Source organism: Martelella radicis (assembly GCF_014196625.1).
In the GTDB taxonomy this organism is placed as follows: Bacteria; Pseudomonadota; Alphaproteobacteria; order Rhizobiales; family Rhizobiaceae; genus Martelella; species Martelella radicis.
This window is the reverse complement of record NZ_JACIDZ010000004.1, coordinates 100,732-127,048: the sequence shown is the minus strand read 5'-3', so window position 1 is coordinate 127,048 and position 26,317 is coordinate 100,732. Positions and strand designations below refer to the sequence as shown.

23 protein-coding genes are annotated in these 26,317 nt (G+C 62.0%); 12 read left to right on the top strand and 11 right to left on the bottom strand.

Annotation, left to right across the window (positions count from 1 at the left end; all coding sequences use genetic code 11):
- Nucleotides 1–26: 26 nt before the first annotated feature.
- Nucleotides 27–2,552 carry a sensor domain-containing protein gene (locus GGR30_RS07895; protein WP_183484468.1) on the top strand — a complete coding sequence of 842 codons (2,526 nt, stop codon included), beginning with the start codon at nucleotides 27–29 and terminating at the stop codon, nucleotides 2,550–2,552.
- 193 nt (nucleotides 2,553–2,745) lie between these two features.
- On the opposite strand, the gene pyrG is transcribed toward GGR30_RS07895, so the two are convergent.
- The 3 genes from pyrG to tpiA form a co-directional block, all read right to left on the bottom strand.
- Entirely contained in the window at nucleotides 2,746–4,377 is a 1,632-nt protein-coding gene (gene pyrG, locus GGR30_RS07890) for a CTP synthase (protein ID WP_183484464.1), read from the bottom strand.
- 191 nt (nucleotides 4,378–4,568) lie between these two features.
- Nucleotides 4,569–5,012, bottom strand: a complete 444-nt coding sequence (gene secG / locus GGR30_RS07885; RefSeq protein ID WP_183484461.1) for a preprotein translocase subunit SecG — start codon at nucleotides 5,010–5,012, stop codon at nucleotides 4,569–4,571.
- 310 nt (nucleotides 5,013–5,322) lie between these two features.
- Nucleotides 5,323–6,093: a triose-phosphate isomerase gene (gene tpiA / locus GGR30_RS07880; protein ID WP_183484458.1), complete on the bottom strand. Its 771-nt coding sequence runs from the start codon at nucleotides 6,091–6,093 to the stop codon at nucleotides 5,323–5,325.
- A gap of 397 nt (nucleotides 6,094–6,490) precedes the next feature.
- On the opposite strand from tpiA, the gene parE reads away from it, so the two are divergent.
- The 6 genes from parE to GGR30_RS07850 all read left to right on the top strand — a co-directional run bounded on the left by parE (nucleotide 6,491) and on the right by GGR30_RS07850 (nucleotide 14,062).
- Nucleotides 6,491–8,545: a DNA topoisomerase IV subunit B gene (gene parE / locus GGR30_RS07875; protein WP_183484455.1), complete on the top strand. Its 2,055-nt coding sequence runs from the start codon at nucleotides 6,491–6,493 to the stop codon at nucleotides 8,543–8,545.
- A 333-nt stretch (nucleotides 8,546–8,878) separates the two neighbouring features.
- On the top strand, nucleotides 8,879–9,820 hold the full coding sequence (locus tag GGR30_RS07870) for a patatin-like phospholipase family protein (protein WP_183484452.1): 942 nt from the start codon (nucleotides 8,879–8,881) through the stop codon (nucleotides 9,818–9,820).
- A 41-nt stretch (nucleotides 9,821–9,861) separates the two neighbouring features.
- Nucleotides 9,862–11,535: an alpha/beta hydrolase gene (locus GGR30_RS07865; RefSeq protein ID WP_183484449.1), complete on the top strand. Its 1,674-nt coding sequence runs from the start codon at nucleotides 9,862–9,864 to the stop codon at nucleotides 11,533–11,535.
- A 163-nt stretch (nucleotides 11,536–11,698) separates the two neighbouring features.
- Nucleotides 11,699–12,400, top strand: coding sequence for a L,D-transpeptidase (locus tag GGR30_RS07860; protein ID WP_183484446.1), 702 nt, complete (start codon nucleotides 11,699–11,701; stop codon nucleotides 12,398–12,400).
- Between the two features lie 255 nt (nucleotides 12,401–12,655).
- Entirely contained in the window at nucleotides 12,656–13,228 is a 573-nt protein-coding gene (locus GGR30_RS07855) for an NAD(P)H-dependent oxidoreductase (RefSeq protein WP_183485036.1), read from the top strand.
- 153 nt (nucleotides 13,229–13,381) lie between these two features.
- Nucleotides 13,382–14,062, top strand: coding sequence for a hypothetical protein (locus GGR30_RS07850; RefSeq protein WP_183484443.1), 681 nt, complete (start codon nucleotides 13,382–13,384; stop codon nucleotides 14,060–14,062).
- Between the two features lie 26 nt (nucleotides 14,063–14,088).
- Here the strand turns inward: GGR30_RS07850 and GGR30_RS07845 are convergent, their stop codons facing one another.
- Together GGR30_RS07845 and GGR30_RS07840 are read right to left on the bottom strand one after the other, a co-directional pair.
- A complete protein-coding gene (locus GGR30_RS07845; RefSeq protein ID WP_183484439.1) occupies nucleotides 14,089–14,691 on the bottom strand; it encodes a flavin reductase family protein in 603 nt (200 codons plus the stop codon).
- A 1-nt stretch (nucleotide 14,692) separates the two neighbouring features.
- The gene (locus tag GGR30_RS07840) at nucleotides 14,693–15,271 is read right to left on the bottom strand and encodes a nitroreductase family protein (RefSeq protein ID WP_183485033.1); all 579 of its coding nucleotides are present in this window, start codon (nucleotides 15,269–15,271) and stop codon (nucleotides 14,693–14,695) included.
- 199 nt (nucleotides 15,272–15,470) lie between these two features.
- Here GGR30_RS07840 and GGR30_RS07835 point away from each other — a divergent pair, with 199 nt between their 5' ends.
- Nucleotides 15,471–16,346, top strand: a complete 876-nt coding sequence (locus GGR30_RS07835; RefSeq protein ID WP_183484436.1) for a hypothetical protein — start codon at nucleotides 15,471–15,473, stop codon at nucleotides 16,344–16,346.
- 174 nt (nucleotides 16,347–16,520) lie between these two features.
- Nucleotides 16,521–17,321 (top strand): glycosyltransferase family 25 protein, encoded by an 801-nt coding sequence (locus GGR30_RS07830; RefSeq protein ID WP_183484433.1) that lies wholly within the window; start codon nucleotides 16,521–16,523, stop codon nucleotides 17,319–17,321.
- Between the two features lie 45 nt (nucleotides 17,322–17,366).
- On the opposite strand, the gene thrS is transcribed toward GGR30_RS07830, so the two are convergent.
- The 4 genes from thrS to GGR30_RS07810 all read right to left on the bottom strand — a co-directional run bounded on the left by thrS (nucleotide 17,367) and on the right by GGR30_RS07810 (nucleotide 21,462).
- A complete protein-coding gene (thrS, locus tag GGR30_RS07825) occupies nucleotides 17,367–19,340 on the bottom strand; it encodes a threonine--tRNA ligase (protein WP_183484430.1) in 1,974 nt (657 codons plus the stop codon).
- 148 nt (nucleotides 19,341–19,488) lie between these two features.
- On the bottom strand, nucleotides 19,489–20,172 hold the full coding sequence (locus GGR30_RS07820; protein WP_183484427.1) for an outer membrane protein: 684 nt from the start codon (nucleotides 20,170–20,172) through the stop codon (nucleotides 19,489–19,491).
- 113 nt (nucleotides 20,173–20,285) lie between these two features.
- The gene (locus GGR30_RS07815) at nucleotides 20,286–20,771 is read right to left on the bottom strand and encodes an Lrp/AsnC family transcriptional regulator (protein WP_183484424.1); all 486 of its coding nucleotides are present in this window, start codon (nucleotides 20,769–20,771) and stop codon (nucleotides 20,286–20,288) included.
- A 64-nt stretch (nucleotides 20,772–20,835) separates the two neighbouring features.
- Complete coding sequence (locus tag GGR30_RS07810; RefSeq protein WP_183484422.1) at nucleotides 20,836–21,462, bottom strand: uracil-DNA glycosylase family protein; 627 nt, start codon at nucleotides 21,460–21,462, stop codon at nucleotides 20,836–20,838.
- Between the two features lie 146 nt (nucleotides 21,463–21,608).
- On the opposite strand from GGR30_RS07810, the gene GGR30_RS07805 reads away from it, so the two are divergent.
- Together GGR30_RS07805 and GGR30_RS07800 are read left to right on the top strand one after the other, a co-directional pair.
- Nucleotides 21,609–23,342 carry a sensor histidine kinase gene (locus tag GGR30_RS07805; protein ID WP_183484419.1) on the top strand — a complete coding sequence of 578 codons (1,734 nt, stop codon included), beginning with the start codon at nucleotides 21,609–21,611 and terminating at the stop codon, nucleotides 23,340–23,342.
- Between the two features lie 16 nt (nucleotides 23,343–23,358).
- On the top strand, nucleotides 23,359–23,862 hold the full coding sequence (locus GGR30_RS07800) for a GNAT family N-acetyltransferase (protein WP_183484416.1): 504 nt from the start codon (nucleotides 23,359–23,361) through the stop codon (nucleotides 23,860–23,862).
- 9 nt (nucleotides 23,863–23,871) lie between these two features.
- Here the strand turns inward: GGR30_RS07800 and GGR30_RS07795 are convergent, their stop codons facing one another.
- Nucleotides 23,872–24,240 carry a diacylglycerol kinase gene (locus tag GGR30_RS07795; RefSeq protein ID WP_183484413.1) on the bottom strand — a complete coding sequence of 123 codons (369 nt, stop codon included), beginning with the start codon at nucleotides 24,238–24,240 and terminating at the stop codon, nucleotides 23,872–23,874.
- A 166-nt stretch (nucleotides 24,241–24,406) separates the two neighbouring features.
- Nucleotides 24,407–25,423 carry a nicotinate-nucleotide--dimethylbenzimidazole phosphoribosyltransferase gene (gene cobT, locus GGR30_RS07790; RefSeq protein ID WP_183484410.1) on the bottom strand — a complete coding sequence of 339 codons (1,017 nt, stop codon included), beginning with the start codon at nucleotides 25,421–25,423 and terminating at the stop codon, nucleotides 24,407–24,409.
- A gap of 104 nt (nucleotides 25,424–25,527) precedes the next feature.
- Here cobT and GGR30_RS07785 point away from each other — a divergent pair, with 104 nt between their 5' ends.
- Nucleotides 25,528–26,307 (top strand): adenosylcobinamide-GDP ribazoletransferase, encoded by a 780-nt coding sequence (locus GGR30_RS07785; RefSeq protein ID WP_183484407.1) that lies wholly within the window; start codon nucleotides 25,528–25,530, stop codon nucleotides 26,305–26,307.
- The last annotated feature ends 10 nt before the right edge of the window (nucleotides 26,308–26,317 follow it).

The window sequence follows — 26,317 nt, the reverse complement described above, 5'->3', positions numbered from 1 at the left end:
CGAGGGAAACGAGGAACTCAGATTTGTTGGGCGAGGCCGATCTGGCCAATGCGATGATCGAGCGGTCGCCGCTGGCGGTCGCGGTCGTGGAGCTCGACGGCCATACGATAACCGCGACCAACCAGAATTTCGAAGCGATCATGCCCGGCATCAAGGCTGACGGTCACAGCATTCTGGAATGGATTCACAAGGACGATCACCCGCTGCTTCGCGGTCTCATCGGCCCGACATCGGGCATTTCCGGGCGCGAGCAGAAACGCGAGATGCGCATCGGCAGGCGCCCGGACGGCCCCTGGCGCTGGATGCTGGTGGCTGCGACCATTCTGAAGGACGAGGACCCGCAGGCAACGCGACGCGCGCTCTTCTACTTCATCGACATTCATGCCCAGAAAAGCCACGAACTCCTGGAAAGCGAACGCGCGCGGCGTTGGAATTACGCGCTTGTGAGCTCCGGTCTGGGTGTCTGGGATCATAATTACCGCAAGCAGGAATTCTTCTATTCCCAAACCTGGCGAGCCATGCGCGGCTATGCCTCCACCGGGGCCACCCCTTTTTCCAGCACGGAACAATGGCTCCAGCTCGTGCACCCCGAGGACCGGGATTTCGTTGCTCATGCCATCGAGCGCCAGAAGGCCGGAGATCTCAGATACATGAACTTCGAATACCGGGAGCGCCATTGCGACGGTCACTGGATCTGGATCGAGTGCCGCGGCGATGCGGTGGAATATTTCCCCGACAACCGGCCTGCTCGCATCATCGGCACGGATCAGGACGTCACCGATCGCAAGAATGCCGAAGCCCTTCTCGCCCATACGCGCCAACGCCTGGAGATGGCGCTCACAACCTCGCGCATCGGCGTGTTCGAACATGACCGCAACACCGGCACCGTCTATGGCGATGCCCGTATCTGCGAGATCTACGGCTTCGACGACCAACCGGAAAGCTTCGACATTCAAAGGGTCTTCGACCTCGTTCACCCGGAAGACCTGAAACGCACGCTTGCTCGTTCGTCGGAGCTCGTCCCCGGCGGCGGCCCGGTCTCAGCCGAATTCCGCATCTACCGCGAAAATGACGGCTCTCTGCGCCATGTCCGCCATCTGGTGCGTCTCCATCTTGGTGAAAACGGCGAGGAAACCATCGTGGGCATTAACTGGGACGTGACGGAGGAAGTGCGCCTCCGTCAGGACCTCGTGACCGCCAAGCAACTGGCGGAGGCTCGCAATTTCGAACTCGACCGGGCGAAATCCGACATCGAATATGCAGCGCTCCATGACTACCTCACAGCCCTGCCCAACCGCCGCTTTCTCGAAGACGAGCTGGAACGCCGGGTCTCGATCGCCGCCGCCTCCGATCTTAAGGTCGGGCTGCTGCAGATCGACGTCGACGACTTCAAGGGCATCAACAGCACCTATGGCCATGGCGCCGGCGACCGCGTGCTCTGTCATGCGGCCCAGACCCTTCTGGATATGTCAAAGCACAATGATTTCGTCGCCCGCATGGGCGGAGACGAATTCGCCATGATCATCAGCTATGAAGGCGGCAGGGACAAGCTGGAGCAGACGGCGAAACGGGTTCTGCTCGAACTTGCAAAGCCGATCTCACTCAACGATGCGCGCGTCCGGATTTCCGCGAGCATCGGCATCGCGACGATGGGAAACAAGAAGGCTGACGCCGCCGCGATGCTGCGCGACAGCGACCACGCGCTGAAGCATGCCAAATCGAGGGGTCACGGCCAGACCGCCTTCTTCACCCCCGGAATCCGCATTGCCGATGTCGTCGACCGCAAGCCTTCGGACCGGCTGATGCAGGCGATCGAGCAGAACGACTTTATCCCCTTCTATCAACCGCAATATGACGCCGAGACATTCGAGATCCAGGGCATAGAGACGCTGGCCCGCTGGCGCCAATCCGATGGCAGCTTCAGCGAGCCGTCGAGCTTCATCCCGCTCGCGCAGTCGCTCAACATCATGAACATCATCGATGCCAGCATTCTAGCCCAGGCGCTTGAAGACCATCGCCACTGGCGGGACAACGGGCTGTCGCCGCCCCGACTGTCGCTCAACCTCTCGCCTCACCGCCTCAGCGATCCCGCGCTTGTGCCCGCCCTGCAGCGCACGGAACTGCCCGCCGGCACGCTGACCTTCGAACTTCTCGAGTCGATCTTCCTCGACCAGCAGGACGACGTGAGCGCCTACAATCTGAAACAGATCCGCAGGCTCGGCATCAATATCGATGTCGATGATTTCGGAACCGGCTACACATCGATCACCGGCCTCTTGAAGGTGGCGCCGAACGGCTTGAAAATCGCCCGGGAACTGGTTTTGCCGCTGACCCGCTCGCATGATCAGCGCGCCATCGTCAAATCGATCGTCGACATCGGAAAGACGTTGAATATCAGGGTGATCGCCGAAGGCGTCGAATCCCGGCAACACGCTCGCATCCTAACCGATCTTGGCTGCGACGCGCTTCAGGGCTACTGGCTCGCCCGGCCAATGCCGGCGGATGCGATGGAAACGCTTCTGCGCCGCAAGATGGCCGAAGCCTCGGTCTGAAGCCTGCCGACACGGACAGAACGTTTTCAGGAAGAGTGGATAGGGTTTTCCGCCTGCAGCGTGAAACACTGTCACACCGGTCTCGCGCCGGCATGACGGATCGGGCGGAGAGTAAGTGGTGCCCGACCGATCCAACTATACGCTCTGACGCATCATCGCGGAGGCCAGGCGTTTCCGCCCGACCGCGAATGAGCTATACGAGCCGGCTCTGTTCCAGCGCGGCGGCAATGAAGCTCGAGAACAGCGGGTGCGGCTGCAGCGGGCGGCTCTTCAGCTCGGGGTGATACTGTACGCCGATGAACCACGGATGATCGGCATATTCGATCGTCTCCGGCAGGACGCCGTCCGGCGAGGTGCCAGAAAAGACCAGGCCGCAGGCCTCGAGCTTCTCGCGATAGCCGAAATTGACCTCGTAGCGGTGGCGGTGACGCTCGGAAATCTCCGTCGTGCCGTAGATCTCGGCAATCTTGGTGTCTGCGCCCAGATGCGCCTTGTAGGCGCCGAGCCGCATCGTGCCGCCGAGATCGTCCCGGTCGCTGCGCTTTTCCAGTTGATTGCCCTTTACCCATTCGGTCATCAGGCCGACGACGGGTTCGCTCGCATTGCGGTCGAACTCGGTCGATGACGCGTCCTTGATGCCAGCGAGATCGCGCGCCGCCTCGATAACGGCCATCTGCATGCCGAAACAAATGCCGAAATACGGCACCTTGTGGGTGCGGGCGAAGCGGGCAGCGCGGATCTTGCCTTCCGAGCCGCGCTCGCCGAAACCGCCCGGCACGAGAATGCCGTGGACCTTTTCCAGATAGGGCGACGGGTCTTCCTTCTCGAAGATCTCCGACTCGATCCATTCCAGATTGACCTTAACCCGGTTGGCGATGCCGCCATGGGTGAGCGCTTCGATCAGCGATTTATAGGCATCCTTGAGGCCGGTATATTTGCCGACGACGGCGATCGTCACCTCGCCTTCCGGCGTGCGGATGCGCTCGCAGACATTCTTCCATGCATCCATGCGCGGCACGGGCGCGGGATCGATGCCGAAGGCGTGCAGCACTTCGTCGTCCAGTCCCTCGCGGTGATAGGCGAGCGGCACGTCGTAGATGTTGGAGACATCGAGCGCCTGGATGACGGCGGAGGAGCGGACATTGCAGAACAGCGACAGCTTGCGCCGCTCGGCTTCCGGGATCTCGCGGTCGGCGCGCACCAGAAGGATGTCGGGATGGATACCGAGCGCCTGGAGTTCCTTCACCGAATGCTGCGTCGGCTTGGTTTTCAACTCGCCGGCGGCCGGGATATAGGGCATCAGCGTCAGGTGGACATAGACGGCATTGCCGCGCGGCAGGTCGTTGCCGAGCTGGCGGATCGCCTCCATGAACGGCATCGCCTCGATGTCGCCCACCGTGCCGCCGATCTCGCAGAGCACGAAATCGAAGTCGTCATTGCCCTCGAGAACGAATTCCTTGATCTCGTTGGTCACATGCGGAATGACCTGGACGGTGGCGCCGAGATAGTCGCCGCGCCGTTCCTTGTCGAGAATGTTCTTGTAGATGCGGCCGGTGGTGATGTTGTCGGTCTTCGTCGCCGAGCGGCCGGTAAAGCGCTCGTAGTGACCGAGATCGAGGTCGGTCTCCGCCCCGTCATCGGTGACGAACACCTCGCCATGCTGGGTCGGGCTCATCGTTCCGGGATCGACGTTAAGATAGGGGTCGAGCTTGCGCAGACGGACCCGGTAACCCCGTGACTGCAACAAAGCACCCAGTGCTGCTGCGGCGATCCCTTTTCCGAGTGAGGAAACCACGCCGCCGGTGATGAAGATATATCGCGCCATGGGCTTATTCCGATACCGTTTCTCAGCCGATTCTGCCAGAGGCTTTCCGTAAAAAAACCACAGGCAACCGGTGCATTGTCACAAGAACGCCCTTCCGCGCGCTCAGCGTCTGCTGCTTCGCACGGTTGGGCCCAAAGAAAATCCGGCGGGCTGTTGCCTCCCGCCGGATATGTTTTTCCGATTTTCGGCGATCAATCGCCGGTGGGAACGCCCGTCGCGTTCGAGTCCGCCGCCGGCGTCGAAACCGCGGGCTGCTGGCCGTCGGCCGGAGCCGCGCTGTCTGCGCCCGTCGGCACGCCCGCGTCATTGGTCGCCGGGGCCTCGGTGGTGATCGAGCCGCCAAGCTGGTTCAGGATGCCCTGGCCATCCGTCTCGGCGTTCTGTTCGATCCGGTCGAGAATATCCGACGGATTGCCCTGGTAACGGGAAAGGATGCCGAGACCGAGCGAGGTGACGAAAAACAGCGTGGCGAGGATGGCGGTCGTGCGGGTCAGCGCATTGGCCGTTCCGCGCGCCGTCATGAAGCCGGATCCGCCGCCGATGCCGAGCCCGCCGCCTTCAGACCTCTGAATGAGGATCACACCGGCAAGCGCAACGACGATTATCAGGTGAATTACGATCAGTACCGTCTGCATGAATGTCCAATCCGGCCCCGCCCGCGAGGTGCAAACGGGGCAATCCAAGAATATCTGGCGCTTCTCTACATGAGGCGCGCTGTCAATCCAACCCCTTTTTCATACCTGCCCGCCAAACGCGCAGCCGCCGGTTTGCCGCGGGTGAGACGGCAGACGGCCCGCTTGTTCCGGGAGGACTTCGGCAGTCAGGCGGAAGACACTGGCGCCGAAAGAGAAGCCGCCCAGCCGGGCAGATCCGATAATACCTCTATTTTTCTTTTTACTTCAATGACCTATCGGCCTGTTTGAAGGATCCGATCGAACGCATTGCCTAAACGATATCCTCATAGGCATGATAGATTGAGAGGAAATCGGCCGCCTTGAGGCTTGCCCCGCCGATCAGCGCGCCGTTGACATGCGGCACGCTCATCAGTTCCTTGGCATTGCCCGGCTTTACAGAGCCGCCATAGAGCAGACGGAAGCGCTCGCCGGCCTCGCCGAAGCGCTCGATCAGGTCGCGCCGCATGGCCGCATGCACGTCCGCCACCTGTTCTGGACCGGGCGTCTGGCCCGTGCCGATCGCCCAGACGGGCTCATAGGCGATGACCGTATTGTCGCCGGTGGCATCGTCCGGCATGCTCTCGAAAAGCTGGCGGTGCAGAACCTCCATGGTGCGACCGCTCGCATGCTCCGACCGTGTTTCGCCGATGCAGACGATCGCCGTCAGACCCTGATCATAGGCCGCGCGCGCCTTGGTGGAGACCACCTTGTTGTTTTCCTTGTGCTCCTTGCGCCGCTCGGAATGTCCGACGATGACGTGGGTGGCAAAGCAGTCGCGGATCATCTCCGCCGAGATGTCGCCCGTATGGGCGCCGGTGCGGGCCTTCTGGTGGCAATCCTGCGCGCCGATCAGAAGCTTGGTGTCCACCGTCAGCGTGGTCGCGACGTAAAGCAGCGTCGAGGGCGGGCAGATCAGCGCATCCAGTTTCCGCGAAAGAGGGCCGCTGACGCCGTGTGCAATCGCTCTGATCTGATCAAGCGATGCCCGGGTTCCGTTCATTTTCCAGTTCCCGGCGACCAGCGGTCGGATGTCGGATGTCATCTATCTTTTACTCCCAAAATGTCTTTCGTCAGGCACCGAGGGTCCTTGTCCCCTTCTTCCCCTATTCAGGGTCGAGGCGCAAATGCCGCGATGCCGGCTCTCCTCATGCGCCGGCCGCAAATCTTCCGTCTTGTCCCAGAACAAACGGCAGGAACACGATGGTGAAATTTCCGGTTCTGCGCTCCTCCTAATCGGTTTGACGCGCAGTTCAATCGAATCGCGTCGCAGGCAGCAGTGCCTTTCTTGCGGCCCTTTTGACACGTCGCCGCGCCTTCATCCACAGCCAGACTGCGACAATTTGGCACAGCATCGCCTAACGGCCCAATCTTTGCCAGAATAGAGCACTGATTCGCCTATAAGGCGCATGCACACCAACCAGAACACTCTGCCGGACCTTATGGATAACAGCAAAGACCTCTTCGCCGACATTTCGGGCAACAGCAAGAAGCCAGCCGAGGATGCGGCTCCGCGCCCTGCGCGCAAGTCAGCCGAAAAGCCCCCTGCCGAGATCAAGGCTGCGGACGACGACTACGGCGCGTCCTCCATCCGCGTGCTGGAGGGGCTGGAGCCGGTGCGCATGCGGCCGGGCATGTATATCGGCGGAACCGACGACAAGGCGCTGCACCATCTCTTCGCGGAAGTCATCGACAATTCCATGGACGAGGCCGTGGCCGGCCATGCGGACTTCATCGAGGTGCATCTCGACGCCGAAGGCATGCTGACGGTGACGGATAACGGCCGGGGCATTCCGGTGGAAAACCATCCGCAGGTGCCGGGCAAGTCGACGCTCGAAGTGATCATGACCAAGCTGCATGCCGGCGGCAAGTTCGACGGCAAGGCCTACGAGACCTCTGGCGGCCTGCACGGCGTCGGCGTGTCCGTGGTCAACGCGCTGTCCGACATGCTGGAGGTGGAAGTCGCCCGCGAGCGGCGTCTCTACCGGCTGGCCTTCTCGCGCGGCGTGCCGCAGGGCGAGCTGCAGGACCTTGGACCGATCCAGAACCGTCGCGGCACGCGCGTGCGCTTTCACCCCGACGCCGAAATCTTCGGACCGCGGGCGAAATTCGATCCGGCCCGCGTCATGCGCATGGCCCGTTCCAAGGCCTATCTCTTCGGCGGCGTGGAGATCCGCTGGTCCTGCGATCCCTCGCTCGTCGAGGGCAATGAGGACGTTCCGGACAAGGCGGTGTTCCACTTCCCCGGCGGGCTGAAGGATTATCTGGCGGCAACCATCGGCAAGGATTTCACCGTCACCCGCGAAATTTTCGCCGGCAAGACGGAGAAGACCGGCGGCCACGGCGCCGTCGAATGGGCCGTCTCCTGGTATGGCGGCGATCCCGACGTCCACTCCTACTGCAATACCGTGCCGACGCCCGAGGGTGGAACGCATGAGGCGGGCCTGCGCCAGGCGCTGATGCGCGGGCTGAAGAATTACGCCGAGATGATCGGCAACAAGCGCGGCGCGCAGATCACCACCGACGACGTGATGATCTCCGCGATCGGCATGCTCTCGGTCTTCATCCGCGAGCCGGAATTCGTCGGCCAGACCAAGGACAGACTGGCGACCGTGGAAGCCCAGCGCATCGTCGAGAACGCGCTGCGCGACCCCTTCGACCTCTATCTCTCCGCCAATCCGATGGAAGCCGAAAAGCTTCTCGACTGGGTGATCGAGCGCTCCGAGGAAAGGCTGCGCCGGCGCAAGGAGCGCGAGGTCAACCGCAAGTCCGCCGTCAAGAAACTGCGGCTTCCCGGCAAGCTTGCCGACTGTTCGCAGAACACGGCGGCAGGGGCGGAACTCTTTCTCGTCGAGGGCGATTCGGCCGGCGGTTCGGCCAAGCAGGCGCGCAACCGAACCAACCAGGCGATCCTGCCGCTCAGGGGCAAGATCCTGAACGTGGCGAGCGCCGGACGCGACAAGTTCACGTCCAACCAGTTGCTCGCCGACATGATCCAGGCGCTCGGCTGCGGCACGCGGACGAAATACCGCGAAGAGGACCTTCGCTATGAGCGCATCATCATCATGACCGATGCGGACGTCGACGGCGCCCATATCGCCTCGCTGCTGATCACGTTCTTCTACAAGGAGATGCCGGAGCTGATCCGCCAGGGCCATCTCTTCCTGGCCGTGCCGCCGCTCTACAAGATCACCCAGGGCGGCAAGACGGCCTATGCCCGTGATGATGCCCACCGCGCCGAACTGATGGAAACCTACTTCACCGGGCGCGGTAAGGTCGAGATCAGCCGGTTCAAGGGTCTTGGCGAAATGCTGCCCGCCCAGTTGAAGGAAACCACGATGGACCCGAAGAAGCGCATGCTGCTGAGGGTCGATATCGATGCGGTTGACTTCGAGGGCACCAAGACCGCCGTCGACGACCTGATGGGCACCAAGGCCGATGCCCGTTTCCGCTTCATCCAGGAAAACGCCGCCTTTGCGGAGAATCTGGATATCTAGCAGGCGTTCGACTTTGACGGGCGGCCGTTGGCAATCAGGCCATGCCTGCATTCAAGACGAGATTGCCCGCCACTCCGCGCCGAGCCGGTTTGTCAGCGCTGCGTTCATTTCATGCTCTTGCCTCATGAGCTTGAAGACGACGAGCCAACGTCAAAATCTGCGATAGAATATTTTTTCACATAAATTTCATCAACTTATATGGTTAACTTCATATAAATAGCGCTGAAGTTCATGCAGAGGATTAACGGTGAACACCCGCCATTGGCACCTTTGCTTGCCTGCCAAACCCGGGCAAATTATAGTCCGCACAAGCGCCTTCAAACGGAAAGAGCCATGGTCCAACGTCGAAACTTCCTGCTTGCCGCAGGCGCCGGCCTGATTGCCGGATCCGCGCGCGCGCAAGCACCGCTGCCAAAGGACCCCGCCATGGCCGACACCGCCGAGGTTGCTTCACGCAAGAAAGAGGGGCTGGCACTGGCGCTCGGCGGCGGCGCTGCCAAGGCCTTCGCCCATATCCCCTATCTCGAAAGTCTGGATGCGCTCGGCGTGCGGCCCAGGGAAGTGGCCGGAACCTCGATGGGCTCGATCCTCGGCACGCTTTACTGCGACGGCATGAGCGGCCGCGAGATCCGCGACTATATCGTCGACCTCTTCACCCGCCGCCAGTCGCTCCTCAAAAAGCTGCTGATCGACACCGGCGACACCTGGGGATCGCTGATCAACATCTTCCGGCCCGCCGTCGTGGAGCCCGAAATCCTGTTCGCGGCGCTGTTTCCCGAGGGCATGGCCCGTGTTTTTTCCGAGCTGAAAATCCCGCTCACGATCGTCGCCACCGACTTCTATCGCCAGAACGAATATGTGATGCGCGACGGTCCGCTTCTGTCGGCGATCTCCGCCTCCTCCTGCCTGCCCGTGCTGCTGACCCCGGTCCGCCGCGATGGGCGCGTGCTGATCGACGGCGGCTTCGTCAATCCGACGCCCTTCGACCTCCTAGACAAGACCCGCTATTTCACCGTCGCAATCGACGTGACCGGAACCGATGTCGAGGACACCGGCGAGATCCCGGGCTCCTTCGAGACCTGGGCCGGCTCCTTCAGCATCACCCAGAGCTCGATCGTCGCCGAGAAGGTCAAGTGTGCCCGGCCCGATCTCTTCATCGAACCGGCTGTCGGCGGTTTCAATCCGATGGATTTCTTCGAGGTCGAGGACATCCTCGCCGCTGCCGACGCAGATCAGGATTCTTTCCGGCGCCGGATCGAGAAAATTCTTAATTAACAGACAATTAGAACAATAAACAGAGAGACGGGTCAAAGCAGATGGAACAGGATGATCGCCAAAGCCGAAGCTGGTACAGCATCAGCATTTTCGCCCTTTCGCTGGGGCTGGTGTTCTTCGCCGCTTCGCTGACGCCGTCGCTGATCCCGCGCGGCTGGCCGCTGCAGGGCGTGCTGGCGGGCCTGGTGATGGCGCTCGGCTACATGATCGGCCGGTTTCTGCTGTCCCTCTGGCGCGCGCTGCAGATCCCCGAGCCGCGCGGCACCTGGCAAACAGTCGGCCGCGCCATCGTCCTTGTCGCATCGCTTGGCCTTCTTGCCTTCTGCCTGTCGATGTGGACCGAATGGCAGAATTCGGTGCGCTCGCGGGTCAATATGGAGCTTCTCGAAAGCGGCGCGGTTCTGGCGATCCTCGTCATCGGGCTTGTGACCTTTGCCGTCCTGTTCCTGATCGGCGCGCTGTTCCAGTCCGCCTTCGACGGGCTTCGGCGGCGGCTTTACCGGGTCATTCCGCCGCGCGCGGCCAATCTGCTCGGCCTGGTCATCGTGCTGCTTATCGTCTTCGTCGCCTCGCGCGACTGGGTCCTGCCCTCTGCCATCGAGTTCCTCGACGAGACCTATGAGACGGCGCAGGACCTGTTCGAGACCGCGCCGCCCGCGCCGACGGATGCCTTCATTCCCGGCAGTCGCGAATCGCTCGTGAGCTGGGAGGCGATGGGCCAGCCCGGCCGGGATTTCGTCACCAGCGCGCCCTCGGCGGAAGATATCGCGACCTTCAGCGGCGTTCCCGCCGAACGCCCGATCCGCGTCTATGTCGGCCGGTCGGAGGATGACGACCCGAAGGAGCGGGCGGAGATCGCGCTGCAGGAACTGATCCGGCTGGACGCCTTCGACCGCAAGATCCTGCTGATCGCAAGCCCCACCGGCACCGGCTGGCTCGATCCCGGCGCGCATGACACGCTGGAATTCATGCAGAACGGCGATGTCGCGACGGTCGCCGTTCAATACTCCTTCCTGCAATCGCCGCTGGCGCTGATCTTCGAGACCGATACCGGTCTCGCGCAGGCAAGCGCGACGATGGAAGCGGTCTACCGCTACTGGCTCACCCTGCCGGAAGACAGCCGCCCGGAACTCTACATGCACGGCATCAGCCTCGGCGCATGGTCGTCCATGCATTCCTTCAACGTGTTCCAGATGATGGACCAGCCGGTGGCCGGCGCCGTCTGGGCCGGCCCGCCCTTCCCTTCCTATCTCTGGCGTCAGACGGTTTCCGCGCGCAATGAAGGCACGCCCTATGTGCTGCCGGTTGTCGACAAGGGCGAGGTCGTGCGTTTTTCCTCGCAGTTCCGCAAGCCGGCGCAAAGCGGCGGCTCCTGGGGCAGGATCAGGATCAATTTCCTCCAGTATGCCTCTGATCCGATTGTGTTTTTCGAACCCAATTCCGGTTTTCGCGAGCCGGAATGGATGAAGGAGAAGCCGGCGCCGGACGTTTCGCCCTATCTGCGCTTCGTGCCGGTGGTGACCCAGTTCCAGCTGGCCCTCGACATGGCTTTGTCGAAGGCGCTTCCGGCCGGCTTCGGGCACAATTACCTCGCCCGCGATTATATCGACGCCTGGGTCGCCGTTTCCAATCCCGACGACTGGAGCCCGGTCCGCACCCAGGCGCTGAAGAACATCTGCAATCTGGGCAGGGATACCGGCTGCGCGGTGGAATAAGGCCTCATGAAGGGCGGGCGCGGCAAAACTGCGTGTTTTCGGCCACACCTGCCCGACCAAGCGACGCGATACCGCGATTGTGACCGGGTGACGCTATCAAGGTGGAACGCGCTCGGCTAAAAGCCGTTTAGGACCAGACTATTTCAATTATCAAGAGGCTTGAATGCTCGTTGACAAGACGATGTCGCGCCGCACCTTCCTTCTCGGCGCCGTTTCGACCACCGCAGTCCTCACCGGCTGCGTGAGCCAGTACCCGGCCCAGCCCGTGGCTCCGGCAGAGCCGCGCATCGGCGGCACGCCCTACACCGCCGCGCAGCTCGACGCCATGTACGGCCCGCTCGAGGACAATGGCTACATGATCCCGGCCGTGCCGTGGCGCCAGATTGACCCGCTCTACTACCGCCAGGAAGTCCGCGACCCGACCGGCGAGGCCCCCGGAACGGTCGTGGTCGATACGCCGAACCGCTTCCTCTACCTGGTCGGCGAGAACGGCATGGCGATGCGTTATGGCGTCGGCATCGGCCGCGCCGGCTTCTCCTGGGGCGGCAATGGCGTGATCAAATGGAAGCAGGAATGGCCGAAATGGTTCCCGCCGAAGGAAATGATCGAGCGCGATCCGAAGCTTGAGAAATATTCCAACGAAAATGGCGGCATGGAAGCGGGCCTGATGAACCCGCTCGGCGCGCGCGCGCTCTACATCTTCGAAAACGGCAAGGACACGCTCTACCGCGTCCACGGCAATCCGGACTGGACCTCGATCGGCAAGGCCGTTTCCTCCGGCTGCATCCGCATGCTGAACCAGGATGTGATCGACCTGTACAACCGGGTCAACAACCTCCCGACCCCGATCGTCGTCTACCAGTAGGCGGAAGCGGCCGGCACGGAAGGTCTGCAGCAATAGACAAGCCTTGCGCCCCGCCTCCGGGCGGGGCAAGAACGCCTCGGGCGCGAGTGGTTACCCGCAGGTGACCTGGTCACATCCCCGTCCTCCCTTGCCTCCCCCCATTTGGCCGCCTATTTTCCCTGTCGTGTTCATCCAGGACCGGCGGGCAGCCTTCCGGCCGGTTCTTTCATTCGAAATTCGGCGACGACGGCATGCCCCTCGCGCTGCGGCAAGGAGATTTCCATGAAGCTCAACATCATCATCGGCAGCACCCGCCCCGGCCGGGTCGGACCGTCCATTGCCAAATGGGTCGGCGATTTCGCCCGCGAGCATGGCAAGTTCGAGGTTGAGGTCGTCGATCTCGATGATTTCAAGCTGCCCTTTCTTGATGAGCCGAAGCATCCGCGGCTGCAGGAATATGAGCACGAGCATACCCGCAAGTGGAGCGAAAGCGTCGCCTCTGCCGACGCCTTCATCTTTGTGACCCCGGAATATGATTTCTTCGCCCCGGCAACGCTCGTGAACGCGCTGCAGGTGGTCTCCAAGGAATGGGGCTACAAGCCGGCCGGCGTTGTCAGCTATGGCGGCGTTTCCGGCGGCCTGCGCGCCGCCCAGGAGTTGCGCACGCTGATCGTCAACCTCAACGCCCACCCCCTGCCCCAGGTCGTGCCGATTCCCTTCTTCCCCAAATTCCTCGGCGAAGACGGCAAGCTGACGCCGAACGACGAGATGAAGGCGGGCGCGACCGGCCTTCTCGACGAGCTTTACAAATGGGCGGGCCCGCTGGCCGAAATGCGCAAGGCCTCCTGACCGACAAAGCCGGGCGGGAACGCCCCGCCCGGCCTGTTTTTGACCGGCGATAGACGTAAAACTGTCATATTACAGGTGGAAAGGCGGCGAAGGCCGTTTCCAACCGGCTAACATTCGTTCATCCTGACAAATGTGGGAGACACGGTTGGAGGAATGACGATGGACATTCGCCGCATGAAAGTCTGGTTGCTCGGCATGGCAACAGACGACCCCCTTCCCTTCGATCCCCAGGCAAACCGTCCCGACTGTCTTTGTCTTCACGCCAAAGACGAGGAAAAGCTCGGCGAACGCATCGCGTCGCTCAGGAGCGTTCTGCCTTCGCTGCCGGTCTTCCTGATCTGCGAATCAATATCCAAGGCCTATAATGTCGAGGATTTTTGCCGCGCCGCGCGCGCCGCGCCCGACGGCATCATCCTGCGCGGCGTTGAAAGTGCCGCCCGTATCCAAATGGCCGAGACGCTGCTGAGGGTTGTGGAGGCGCGCGAGGACCTGGAAGAGGGATCGATCGCCCTCATCGCGATGATCGGTGACAATGGCGGCGGGCTTCTCAATGCCCGCCATTTTGTTCACAAGCACGGCCGTCTGATCGCGCTCGGCTATGACGGCGATGCGCTGGAACCCGGCGACGGCGTGATCGCACGCCAGGGCGCGGTGGCAACCATGCTCGCCGCCCGCAATCTCGGCGTCCCGGCGATCGACTTCTCGGCCGCCCGATCACCGGCGGAAGCCTTCGCGACTTCATGTCATCAGGCCGCTCGCACCGGCTTTGCCGGCAAACTGACCGAAAACCCGGCCCATATCGACATCATCAAGAGCGCATTCGGCGCTGCCTGAAGAAAAATCAGGGCGTTCCAGCGCGCCTATCGTGGCCGGACCATCTCGAAAACGTCACCGCCATCGCAATAGTCGCGGTAGCCGAGGCGCGCGAGCGGGCGAACCTTGCCCATGTCGAGGCGGCCATCGCCGGTGAGCGCCTCGTCCTTGATGTGGATCGCGACGACCTGTCCGAAGACCATGCGACTGTGCGTGACGGCGCCTTCGAGCGTCGGCGGCGCCATGATGCCCGTCAGCCGGCACTCAAGCACCGCATAGGCCTCGCCGACATAGGGTGCATCGACCAGTTTCCCGGTCACGGACGCAAGACCGGCAGCCTCGAACTCGCTTTCTCCATGTTCAAGCGATGCCGATGTGGCGTTCATCTGTTCGGCAAGGTCCCTGCTTGCCAGATTCACGGTGAAGACGCCGGTTTCTTCGATATTGCGCAGGCTGTCCTTGACGTGATCGGATGAAAACATCACCACCGGCGGCACGCTGGAAACGGCATTGAAGAAGGAATAGGGCGCAAGATTGTCACGGCCCCTGGCGCTGCGCGAACCGATCCAGCCGATCGGTCGCGGTGAAACGATCGCCTTGAAGGGATCATGCGGCAGGCCATGCGCGTTTGTGTCAGTGGAATAAAACATCTCAGATGTCTCCGCGCCAGGTGACCACGTCGCCGAGTTCCGGGCGGACGCGTTCGAACGGCGCTTCTTTCCTGGTGCCGATATGAACGAAGCCGACAACCCGTTCGCCGGGCTCGACGCCGAGTGCGGCAAAGGCGCGCTCGTCAAAGGCATACCATTCGCTGAGCCAGGTAGCGCCGTAGCCGAGGGCATTGGCCGCGGCCACGAGATTGTAGCAGGCGGCGCCTGCCGACATGATCTGCTCCCATTCGGGGATTTTCGGATGGATGGCGGCGCGGCTGACGACGCCAATGACCAGGGGGGCGCGGGTCAGCCGCTCGCGCTCGAGCTTGAGGCGCTCGGGCGAGGCCTCGGCATCCCCTTCAAGCGTGATCTCGGCAAGCGCCTCGCCCACTTCGGCGCGGGCCGCTCCGGCGTAGACGATGAAACGCCAGGGCGCGAGCTTGCCATGATCGGGCACGCGCGAGGCGATTGTCAGCATTTCCTCGAGTTCGGCGCGGCCGGGCCCGGGTTCCCCGAGCTGCAGCACCGGCGTGGAGCGACGGGTTTTGAGAAAATCGACGACGGCTTCATTCTTCACGGTCAATGCAAACCTCATAAGTTCAAAAACAGCGACCCTTGCCCTTGAAAAGGCCACGATATTCAGGCCAAAACGCTTTCTACGAATTTGGAGTGAACGCTTGCGAACCGCAAGTCAACCGGCGAGAAACATGTCTCTCTTTGCTCAGCACCGACCTCCCCTTCTCCGGCTGGCTGCGACGCTCTTTTGCGCCCTGCTGATGTCCTTTCTCCCGGCCGCCGCCCAGACCGCTGGCGAAGATCCCTTTTCGCTGATGCGCGGAACCCAGGAACCCGGCGCCAAACGGGCCGTTGCCTTCGAGGCGCGGCTGACGAAGGACGGCGCGGTGATGCGCGAGGGGTTGACATGGCGCGTGTTCAAATCGGTTCCAGACAGTAACGGCCGGCTGGAACTCGTCGCCTCGGCCGAAGGCGGGAGCAAGTCGATCGAACTCCCCGCCGGCGAATATTTCGTCAATTGCGCCTTTGGCCGGGCTTCGACCACGCGCAAGATCTCGGTTCCGCGCGCCGGTGAAGAAGCGGTGAATGTCGCCCTGGTGCTCGAGGCGGGTGGCCTCATCCTCAATGCCACGCTCGGCGATGACAGCCCCGCCAACCCCGACCTTCTCAGATTTACCGTTTATGAGGACCGAGGCGAAAGACGCGAACTCGTGATCGAAAACCTCAAACCCGAGACCATTTTGAGATTGCGGGCCGGGACCTACGAGATCGTTTCCTATTACGGCGATCTCAACGCCGAAGCCCATGCCCGCCTCAAGGTCAGGGCCGGAGAGATCACCGAAGCGACGCTAAAGCAGCATGCGGCCGTCGTGACCCTTACGCTTGCGGCTGAAAAAGGGGGCGAGGCGCTGGCCGACACGTCCTGGACCGTGCTTGGCGCCTCTGGCGATGTCTTGACCGAAAGCCGCAGCGCCTACCCCTCGATGATCCTTGCCGAAGGAGAATACACCGCCGTTGCCCGCAACAAGGATACGGTTTTCGAGAAGAGCTTCACCGTTGCCCCCGGCCAGTCCACCCAGGTGGAGCTTCTGCTCGGCACGGACGAGGCCGATTATCCCGGCGAGAGCGTCGATTGACGCCAGGATTGCACGACGCTCGGCGGAACGGGACGCGGGATCGTGGGAAGCCAGCTTCCCAGACACGACAAGGGCCGCAACCACAAACGGGTCGGCCTTTTCCCTGTTCCCAACCGCCGGAGTTCGGCTATATAGCCGACGACCCGCGTCACGTTCATCCTTGAAAGCCAGGCCTTGCTCACATTCGTCATCAATCTAGACCGGTACGCCGACCGCCTTGCCAGGATCGAACGGCTTATGAGCGCGCGGCAGATCGTCTTTACCCGTCTTGCCGCGACTGACGGACGATCGCTGAGCGAGGAACGGATCGCGGCGCTTTCGGCCTTTCCCGCGCCCTTCAGCCGGGAGGTAACCGCTGCAGAAACCGGCTGCTATCTCAGTCATATCCGCGCATGGAAGGCGCTTCTTGAAAGCGACGCGCCTTTCGCCGCCGTTTTCGAGGATGATATAGAGATCAGCGCTTCCGCCCGCGCCGTGCTCGACGAGCTTGCAGGCTGGCTGCCCGCCGATGTCGACATCGTGAAGCTTGAGACCAGCATGAAACCCGTGGAACTGTCCCGACAGACCGAAGCCGTGATTGGCGATCATGCGCTAAGGAAACTGATCAGTTGCCATATCGGCGGCGCCGGCTATGTGATCACCAGGCGGGGCGCCGAAAAAATGCTGGCCCGCAGCGAAAGGCTGCTCGTGCCCGTCGACGCCGCCCTGTTCGATCCGAGAGCTAGGATCCGCAATGACCTCTCGGTTCTGCAGCTCGTGCCGGCGCTGTGCGTACAGAGCCGTTATGTCCAGGGCGGAGCCGGCGCAGAAGACATCACGACCTCCATCGAAAAGCGCGGCAAACGCAAATCCTATGGCCGCTCGGCGCGGGAAATCGTGCTCAACAGGATCAATGACCGGGTCGACGTCATCACCCGCAAGGTCGCTGCCGTGATCGCCCGCCGCCGCTCGGCTGTCGTCGATTATCGTCCGTGAGAGCAAAAACGGCGCGGTCGTCAAACCGCGCCGTCCTGTTTTCCCTTACGCCAGAGCGCGCTTGCGCTTCAGGTCCGGCGGCGTCGCCTCGTCGGCCAGCATGGCGATCGCGTCGGCAAGCGACATCGACTGCTGGTCGCGCGAGCCGAGGCGGCGGATATTGACCGCTTCCTCTTCCGCCTCGCGCATGCCGCAGACGAGAATGACCGGAACCTTGGCCAGCGAATGCTCGCGGACCTTGTAGTTGATCTTCTCGTTGCGGAAGTCGGTCCCGACCGAAAGCCCGGCAGCACGCAGCTTGTCGGCAACCTTGCGGCCGTAGTCATCGGCTTCCGAGGTGATGGTCGCGACCACGACCTGCTGCGGCGCGAACCACAGCGGCATGTGGCCGGCGTGGTTCTCGATCAGGATGCCGAGGAAGCGTTCCAGCGAACCGCAGATCGCGCGGTGCACCATCACCGGCTTCTTCTTCTCCGACGTCGAGTCGATGTAGAAGGCGCCGAAGCGTTCCGGCAGGTTGAAGTCCACCTGGGTGGTGCCGCACTGCCATTCACGCCCGATCGCGTCCTTCAGCGTATATTCGAACTTCGGTCCGTAGAAAGCGCCCTCGCCCGGCAGAATGCCGGTCTTGATCCGTCCGCCGGACTGCGCCTCGATGGTCTTCAGCACCTCGGTCATGATCGCCTCGGCGTGATCCCAGTTCTCGTCCGAGCCGACGCGCTTTTCCGGACGCGTGGAAAGCTTGACGACGATCTCGTCGAAGCCGAAATCCTCATAGACCGACAGGATCAGGTCGTTGATCTTCAGGCATTCCTCGGCAAGCTGTTCCTCGGTGCAGAACACATGCGCATCGTCCTGGGTAAAGCCGCGCACGCGCATCAGCCCGTGCATGGCGCCCGAGGGCTCATAGCGGTGCACCACGCCGAATTCCGCATAACGGATCGGCAGTTCGCGGTAGGATTTCAGGCCGTGCTTGAAGAGCTGGACGTGCCCGGGGCAGTTCATCGGCTTCAGCGCGAAGACGCGCTTGTCCTCTGCCTCCTCATCGGCGCAGGCGACCGCGAACATGTTCTCGCGGTACCATTCCCAGTGGCCGGAAGTCCGCCAAAGGGCCGTATCCAGCACCTGCGGCGCGTTGACTTCCTCATACTCGCCCTCGAGACGGCGGCGCATATAGGAGGTCAGCGACTGGAACATGCGCCAGCCTTTGGAATGCCAGAAGACAACGCCTGGCCCCTCTTCCTGGAAGTGGAACAGATCCATCTCGCGGCCGAGCCGGCGGTGGTCGCGCTTTTCGGCCTCCTCGAGGAAGTTGAGATAGGCATCGAGCTGCTTCTTCTCCGCCCAGGCCGTGCCGTAGATGCGGGTCAGCATCGGGTTGTTGCTGTCGCCGCGCCAATAGGCGCCGGCCACCTTCATCAGCTTGAAGGCGTCGCCGATCTGGCCGGTGGAGGTCATGTGCGGGCCGCGGCAGAGGTCGAACCAGTCGCCCTGCGCATAGATCTTCACGTCCTGGTCTTCCGGGATCGCATCGACAAGCTCGACCTTGTAGACCTCGCCCTTTTCGGCAAACACCTTCTTGGCCTTTTCGCGCGGCCAGACGTCCTTGGTGAAGGCGGCATTGCGCTTGATGATCTCCTTCATCTTCTTCTCGATCTTCGGCAGATCGTCAGGCGTGAAGGGCGTCTCGCGGGCGAAGTCGTAATAAAAGCCGTTCTCGATCACCGGACCGATGGTTACCTGCGTTCCCGGCCACAGTTCCTGCACGGCTTCGGCCATCACATGGGCGCAGTCATGGCGGATCAGCTCCAGCGCGCGGTCATCGGTGCGGGTGACAATCTCGATGCGGCCGTCCTCGACCGGATCGGCGAGGTCGCGCAATTCGCCGTCAAGCGCGATGGCGACGGCCTTCTTGGCGAGCGATTTGGAAATCGACTCGGCAACATCCCGGCCGGTCGTGCCGGCGGCGTAATCGCGCTTGGAGCCATCGGGGAAAACGAGGGAAATCTGATCAGACATATCTTCTCCTTAAACCAGTCCCGCCAACGAATGCGGGTGGACGAAAGGCCGTCTTGCACGGCCAGTTCAACGAGGCCGCTCAATAATAAAAAAACGGCCCTGCGTAAAGCCGCAAGGCCGATTGAAGATTGCCGTCGTTCAGGGAAACCTAGAACTTCGCGCCGAGACCAACTGTGACGGTGTTCGAAGATGCTTTCTGATCGGCCTTGTTGCCGGCCCCGAAATAGCCCGTGAAATCGGCGCTCGGATAGCCTGTGTAGCGATATTCGAGCCGGGCGAAGATATTCTCGGTGAAGGCATAGTCGACGCCGGCGCCGACCGTATAGCCGTAGATGACCTCATGCGGACGCTTCGAGCCGGTCCCCAGATAGAAATTCGCGACCGCAGCACCCGCCGTGCCGTAGATCAATGCGTTACCCACCGCATAGCCGATCCGGCCCCGCAACGAACCACTCCAGTCGATTCCGTGATTACGCGAGACGCCGCCGGCGACATACTGGCTCTCGTTGAACGTGTAGTTCGCGTCAGCCTCGGCGCCGACAACGAGATTGTTTTCGAACTGGAAATTGTATCCGCCAAAGGCGCCAAGCTGTGCCCCGGCGAGACTGTCGCTCCAGGAAGAACTGCCCCCGGCTCCGGAAATCGTGCCGCGGGTGTGGGTCCAGTCATATCCGCCCCTCAGTCCAAGATAGGGACCGTCCCAGGGCAATTCATTCTCTTCGACATAGACTTCCTGATAAACCGGCGCCGGCGCCGTGACCGCCAGATCCGCCGCCAGTGACGGCCCCCCGGCCAGGGCAGCCATGAACGCTGCTGCAACTGTTCTCGTCATACCGCAATCCTCACGATTTATGCTTTATGACCGATTAACAGCGAAAACTTAATAAAGCGTCACATCCGAAAGAATTGCGTCGAATCTACTTGAGAGGTGGAAGTCAACCGACATCAATCACCCGACTTCGAAGCTTCCAGCTTCATGTAATCGAGCGGCAACTCGGTCGAGAACTTGATCTGCTCCATGGCGAAGGATGACGAGACGTCGCGGATCTCGATCTTGGCGATCAGCCGCTTGTAGAAGGCGTCGTAGGCGGCAATATCCGGCACGACCACGCGCAGGAGATAGTCGACGTCGCCGCTCATGCGGTAGAATTCGAGCACTTCGGGAAAGTCGCCGATCAATTCGGAGAACCGCTTCAGCCATTCCACCGAATGCGAATTGGTGCGGATGGCAACGAAGACCGTGACATTGGCATTGACCTTCTCGGGATCAAGCAGCGCGACTCGGCGCTTGATGACGCCTTCCTCTTCCATCTTCTGAATGCGACGCCAGCACGGCGTGGTGGAAAGACCGACCTTTTTGCCAATATCGGCAACCGCAAGCGTCGAATCCTCCTGAAGAAGGCGCAAAATCTTTCTATCCAAACGGTCCATTTCCGCTCTCCGTAAAAAATTTTTGCTGTTATAGCAAAATTTCGCCTAAGTAAAAGAATGATTTTCAGGTGCCGCCGTAAAGCCGGACCGCTCTCTTCAGTTCCGGCAGCACGTCGTCCTCGAACCACGGGTTCTTTCTCAGCCAACCGGTATTGCGCCAGCTTGGATGCGGCAGCGGCAGGATGCGCGGAGACCGGTTGGCCAGGAAGCTCTCGCGCCAATTGCGCACGGTCTCCGTGAGCGTCTTCCGGCAGGCTGGCCCCATGTGCCATTTCTGCGCATACATGCCGATGGCCAGAACCAATTCGATCTGCGGCATGGCGGCGATCGCCTGCCCCCGCCATTCGGGCGCGCATTCCCTACGCGGCGGCAGATCGCTGCCCTTTGCATCATATCCAGGAAAACAGAAGCCCATCGGCAGGATCGCAAACCGGGAAGCATCATAAAACTCCGCGCGCCCGATCCCCATCCAGTCGCGCAGCCGGTCGCCCGAACGGTCGTTGAAGGGAATTCCGGTCTCGTGCACGCGAAGCCCCGGCGCCTGACCCGCAATCAGGACTCGCGCGCTCTTCGACAGGATGGCCACCGGGCGTGGCTCATGCGGCAGGCGGCGCTCCGGCCCTCCGGCCGGGCAATCGCGACAGAGCCGGCAGGCCGCGATCTCGAGCGACAATCTCGCTGCCGCGCTCATTGACAACCCCAAGTGCCCGGCAGAGCCTTCGGGAAGGCGGCAAAGATTACGGGCCGATTAAGAAACAAGGCTAACAAATCCTTTACGGAAGGTATTTCTTAACAATTCGTTCGTAAGCTCCTTATCAGCGACAACCGAGATTTTCGATGGCGAACCTTAGCGAGGCCCGCATGAAACGCGATACGTTCCAGCGTCATGATCCTCAGGCAGCGGACGAACCGTTGACCGCGACCGAAGCTGCGTTCGAAAACCAGCCGGTCGAGGCATTCCGGCATGCGCTCTCGATCATCGAAAAGGGCATTCCCGCCGTTGCGATCCTTCTGGTCGTCACCGCGATCGGTTTTCTTTATATCGGCAGGGACCTGATTTTCGCCGCCTGGGCGCTGGCCGCGCTCGCGCTGCATGGCGTCGCCTTCACCATCATCCGCAACGCCGCGCGCGAGGGCAAGGATGCTTCCTCGCTTGCCAAATGGAACAATCGCGTCATCGGCGCCTACTGGCTGGCAGGCGGTGCCTGGGCGCTGACCGCCCTTCTCGACTGCGGTGCCTGCACGGGTGCGGCATTTCCCTTCTTCAAGGGCGCGATGGTGATCATTGCGCTCTCCTTGCTGGCGCTCGGCGCGGTTTCGCTGCCGAAGACGACGTGGCACGTATTCATGCCGGCCGTCATGGTGTTCTCGGCGTCAGCCTATTTCAGCCGCGAACCCTTCGACATCGGCCTTGCGGCGACGCTTGCCGTGGTCATGGTGTTCATCGCCTATTTCAGCCATCAGCTCGGAGCCGGAGACCGGGCGCTGCAGACCAAGGAGAGCGAAAAGGATGCGCTGAACCTCAGGCTTGCCGAAAGCCTTGAAAAGGCGGAGGCGGCGGCCCAGACCGCAGAGGAGGCCAACCAGGCCAAGGCCGCCTTTCTTGCGGCCATGTCGCATGACCTGCGCACCCCCCTCAACGCCATCATCGGCTTTTCCGAGATCATGAAGGAAGAGATGATGGGACCGCTGAAGAACCCCTATTACAAGGAATATGCCTCGGACATCCACAGTTCCGGTACGCATCTGCTCGACATGATCGACAGCGTGCTCGACCTGTCGCGGCTTGAGGCCGGCGGCTACCGGCTCACCGAACAGCCGGTCTACCTCGTCGACGTCATCGACGCCTCCATGGCGATGGTCGGCACAGAGGCCGCCGCTCGGGCAATCTCCATCCACTGCGATGCCGGAGAAAGGCTCGCTCCCATCATGGCGGATGGCCGCGCCGTCAAGCAGATGCTGGTCAACCTGCTGTCGAACGCCATCAAGTTCTCCCCCCGGGGCGCCGACATTCTCGTCTCCGCAGGCAACACATCCGAGGGCGGCCAGTATCTGAGCGTGCGCGACCACGGCTGCGGCATGGATGAGGAGGCACTGACGGCAGCAACGGAAGCCTTCTCGCGTGGCAAGGCGGCCGCCAATGTCGAAGGCTTCGGCCTCGGCCTTTCGATCGTGCGCCAGCTCATCGAGGCGCATCAGGGCGCCCTGGCACTTCGCTCGGCGCCGGATCAGGGCACGCTTGCCGCCATCGAATTTCCAATGGCGCGCGTCGCAGATCTGCCGGCGGCGAGCGTCACGACAGGGGCGCTTTCCGTCCCGTTGTCGCCCGAGCATGCCATGCCCTTCATCCCCGAAAGCATCCGGATCGAAGAGCAGGAAGACCGCCGCGGGGTTTCCAACCGCAGCGGCCGCGACCGACTGGCGGCAGCGCTCAAGCGCCGCGCCCGCAAGATTGCCAATGATGACGTCGGCAGCCAGGTCGACGCCGATCTTCTGATCGAGGCCCAGCTCGAGGCGGAGATCATCGAGGCGCTGGATCGCGAGCGGCACGAAGCCGCCAACGCGGCCTGAGCGCCGGCGGGAAACCGTGGCCGTTATTCCCACGCTTGAGACCGACCGCCTGCGGCTTCGCGCGCCGGCCTTTGCCGACTGGCCGGACTACCTGGCCTTTCTCGCCTCGCCAAGGGCGGCGTTCATGAACGGGCCGCATACGCCCGACACAGCCTGGTCCTATTTCTGCAATGATGTCGCGCAGTGGCAGCTCTTCGGCCATGGCGCGTTGATGCTCGAAGACAGGAAAAAAGGCGCCGTTCTCGGACAGGTCGCCCTGTGCAAGGGACCGCTGTTTCCCGAACTGGAGCTTGGATGGTTTGTCTATGACGGCGCAGAAGGTCGGGGATATGCCTTTGAAGCGGCGGCGACCATGCTTGCCTGGGGCTTTCAGACGCGCCCCGAGAAAAGCTTCGTCAGCTACATCGATCCGGCCAATCTGCGATCCGCAACTCTCGCCGTCAGGCTTGGCGCGACCCTTGACGAAAAAGCCCGCCGGCCAAGCCCCACGACACTCGTCTACCGTCACCCGCGACCATGACGAACGAGATCAGAAGAAGACCACATAGACGGCATGGATGACGTTGCACGAGATCAGGCAGAAGGTCGCAAACGAGCCGAGGTCCTTGGCATGCTTGCCCTCAACTGATCGCTCGGGCGACACCCGGTCAATGATCTCCTCGACCGCTGTGTTCAGCGCCTCCACGGCAAACAGACCAAGCATCAGGATCACGAAGATCATGAACTCGACGCCGCTCGCCCCGACAAGCGCAAATACCGCAAGGCCGACGACAAGACCGATCAGCTCGTGGCGAAAAGCCTCTTCCCGAAGCAGCCGCAGGAACCCCTGCCAGGAATAGCCGCCTGCCGCCAAAAGATGGCGAAAGCCCTTTTCCTTCTCGATCGGCGGTTCGGCCATTCCATCTCCTCTCGGCGCGCAATTCGGCGCAATCTGCCATCTGCGTGTAACAAACTCGCGACAAGTCCTTGATACCGCAAGAAAAACGCCTGTGATCACGTTTTATCGCGTCAAACGGCCTCGGTGCGTTCCCTCCAGAAGCAGCTTGCCGTCATCGCAAGCGCGATCATGCGCGGCCGGATACGCCCGCCTCCTGAAAAGTAGCCATGCCGGTGTGACAGGCCGCCGCCGATTTTACCAGGCTTGCGGCAAGGGCTGCCCCCGTTCCCTCGCCGAGACGCATGCCGAGCGCCAGAAGCGGCGTCTTGCCGAGCTTCTGAATCAGTTTCAGATGGCCCGGCTCGGCTGAGACATGCGCGATCATGCAGTGATCAAGGGCAGACGGATTGACGGCCTTGAGCACCGCGGCGGCGGCGGTAACGGCGTAGCCATCGAGCAGCACCGGCACCTTCTGCATACGCGCGGCAATGATCGCACCGGCGATGGCCGCGAATTCGCGCCCACCAAGCCGACGGAGCAGTTCCAGCGGATCGGAAAGGTGCTCCTTGTGGAATGAAACGGCCTGTTCGACAGCGGCAATCTTGCGCTCCAGCATAGCGCCTTCCGCGCCCGTGCCCGGCCCCACCCATTCGGCGGCCGAACCGCCGTAAAGGCCGTGACAGATCGCGGCCGCGATCGCGGTGTTGCCGATCCCCATCTCGCCGAGGCAGAGGAGGTCGACCCCGCCGGCAACGGCTTCCATGCCATAAGCCATGGTCGCGGCGCAATCGCGCTCCGAAAGCGCCGGCTCGACCGTAATATCACCGGTCGGATAGTCGAGCGCCAGATCGAAGATCTTCAGGCTGAGGTCGACCGATGCGCAGATCTGGTTGATCGCCGCCCCGCCCTTCTCGAAATTGCCGACCATCTGCTGGGTGACATTCGACGGATAGGGCGAGAGCCCTTTCGCGGCGATGCCGTGATTGCCGGCGAAGACCGCGACCATCGGCCGGTTCACTGCCGGCATGCGTCCGCTCCAGGCGGCAAGCCACATGGCGATTTCCTCCAGCCGGCCGAGAGCGCCTTCTGGCTTTGTGAGCAATGAATTACGCTTCCGCGCCGTTGCAAGCGCCGGCGTATCGGCGCCGGGAAGGGCCTCCAGAAGGGCGCGGAAATCATCAAAGGGCTGTCCGGAGGTTTCCATCTAAAGTAAGTCCTTTTTAACTGATGCGTGTATAAATGGGCTATCCACGGTTGTCCTTATCTGCCATAGTCCGTAATACGAAGTACCTGGACGGAAGCGCTACCATGACGAGATTGACTCGCCTGGCTACGGATCTTGCCGTGGCGACCGGTTTCCTGACGAGATATCCCATTCCGGCGGAAATGCAAACCGATCCGCCCGACGGCGCCCGCGCGGCATGGGCCTTCCCCTTTGCAGCCGTTCTTGCCATGCTGCTGCCGGCCTTCGTCTTTCTGGTATTGCTGGAGCTTGGCGCCGGTGCGCTTATTTCCGCTCTCATCGCCATCGGGGCAAGCCTTCTGGTCACCGGCGCGCTTCATGAAGACGCCCTTGCCGATTCCGCAGACGGACTTCTGGCCGGCAAGACACGCGAAAGCGCGCTGTCGATCATGAAGGACAGCCGGACCGGCGTCTACGGCACGTTGGCGCTCGTCTTCTCCATTTTGCTCAGAGCGGTAGCGCTAGCAATCCTGGTTGCAGAAGGTTCACTCAACGCTGCGCTTCTCTTCATTGCCGCTGCCGCCGGCGGGCGCGCTGCCATGGTGTGTCAGTGGTCTGTGCTTCAGTCGGCGCGCACTGACGGAGTAGCTGCCACGCTCGGCCGCCCCGAAAGATCTGTCGCGGTCTGCGCCCTTCTTTCGGGTCTTGGGGCCGTCGCCCTTCTGGCGGGCCTTTCCGGTGCGCTCTTGCCGGCGTTGCTGGCGATCGGCGCGGCCGCACTGGCCGCAGCCGGCTTTACCATCTTCGTCTCCCGCCGTCTTGGCGGCTATACGGGCGACACGCTGGGCGCGACGGCACAAATCAGCGAGACCGCTTTCCTCGTTACCCTTGCCATTTGCGTCTGAAACCCGATAT